This window comes from Vibrio sp. 10N.261.52.A1 (assembly GCF_002876325.1).
In the GTDB taxonomy this organism is placed as follows: Bacteria; Pseudomonadota; Gammaproteobacteria; order Enterobacterales; family Vibrionaceae; genus Vibrio; species Vibrio chagasii.
On sequence record NZ_MCYD01000835.1, the window covers coordinates 1 to 1,748 of the forward strand.

Annotated in this window: 2 protein-coding genes; both read right to left on the reverse strand. The window is 40.4% G+C overall.

Annotation, left to right across the window (positions count from 1 at the left end):
• Nucleotides 1–1,092 (reverse strand): BspA family leucine-rich repeat surface protein (locus BCT81_RS17780; RefSeq protein ID WP_102425315.1); only part of this gene is annotated, 1,092 nt, incomplete at its 3' end.
• A gap of 26 nt (nucleotides 1,093–1,118) precedes the next feature.
• Nucleotides 1,119–1,556, reverse strand: coding sequence for a BspA family leucine-rich repeat surface protein (locus tag BCT81_RS17785; protein WP_102425316.1), 438 nt, complete (start codon nucleotides 1,554–1,556; stop codon nucleotides 1,119–1,121).
• Nucleotides 1,557–1,748: the final 192 nt, after the last annotated feature.

Sequence of the window (1,748 nt, forward strand, 5' to 3'; positions counted from 1 at the left end):
TTGGTTAAAGGCACTTGCACCACTAAACATAAAACCAAAATTCGTCACATTTGATGTATCCCAGGCACCAATATCTTGGTTAAAGGCGCTTGCATCTGTAAACATAGCACCAAAATCCGTCACATTTGATGTATCCCAGGCACCAATATCTTGGTTAAAGGCCTTCGTATCTTCAAACATATATTTCATAACCTTCACACTGGATGTGTCCCAAGTACCGATATATTGGTTAAAAGCGCTTGCACCACTAAACATAGAACTAAAATCCGTCACATTCGATGTATCCCAAGCACCTATATCTTGATTAAATGCTTGTGCTCTTAGGAACAGGCCTTCCATGCTTGTCACATTCGATATATCCCACCCACCGATATTTTGATTAAAGGCACTTGCATGACTGAACATATATTTCAAATTCGTCACATTTGATGTATCCCAATGACCGATATTTTGATTAAAGGCTTCGGTGTGCTGAAACATATTGTTCATCGCCGTCACATTCGATGTATCCCAATGACCTATATTTTGATTAAAGGCTTCTGATCCAAAAAACATATAATCCATATACTTCACATTTGATGTGTTCCAGTGACCTATATCTTGGTTAAATAATTTTGTGGCTCCGAACATCCCGCTCATATTCGTCACTTTAGATGTATCCCAATAACCTATATCTTGATTGAATGTACTAGCCCACTTAAACATTTCGTACATTTCTCTGACATTCGATGTATCCCAATAACCTATATCTTGGTTAAAAGATTTAGCTCCTTTAAACATCCAAGCCATGTTCGTCACATTTGATGTATCCCAATCACTAATATCTGTATTAAAAGAAACTCGGTCATAAAAAACTCTACTCATATCCGTCACCTGTGTTGTGCAAAATCCTATGTGGCCTTGCTCTAATTTATCGAGCAACGTCTCGTTTTTTATTAGGGTGTTATCCACCACCACATAGACTTGCCCGTTTTCAAGCATCACGGAGTTAACAGGTTGGTCAGGGCATTTTACTGAGATATCTACAGCAAATGCGGTTTGGCTAGCGAGCGCAGCGGCGCCCACGAGAAGTGAGGTTATGGTTCTTTTCATTGTATTTTCCTAGGGTTGAATAGACGTTATTGTGTAAAAGTTGGAAGGCTATCTTCAGACAGACCACTGCCTTTTGCGAAGTCGATATGGCGTGAGACGCGCTTGACGTCCCAGTGGGTTAAGTCTTGGTCAAAGCGCTTGGCGCCGGAGAACATGCGGTCCATATTGGTCACACGAGAGGTGTCCCAACGGCTGATGTCTTGATTGAAGTATTTGTTTTTAGCAAACAGGTCACTCATGTCTGTCACGTGAGTGGTGCAGAGTAGGATGTTGCCATCCAGAAAGTTTTGCCAGTAGTCTGAGTTGCGAATGAGTGCGTCGTTGACGACCACAAACAATTCATCTTCTTGAACCATGGCGGTTCCTGGTTTGTTGGACTCACAGGTGACTGTTTCAGGCTCACTAGCAAAGGCTTGGCTACAACTTAGTAGCGCACAGGCGGAAATAATCGAACGTAGCTTCATAGTTAACACCATGATTTAATTAAAATAAGTCCGAAATGATACAGAAAGCTCGCTGGTTATTTTCACTTTTTCAGATAGAGAATAATCCTAAATATATAAATTGGGTCTTTCTCCCAAAAAATAGCTCTAATTAGTAATAATCAGGTTATTAATCAAGCCATCAAATGAACTCTATTCGTTTTATCGAAGATG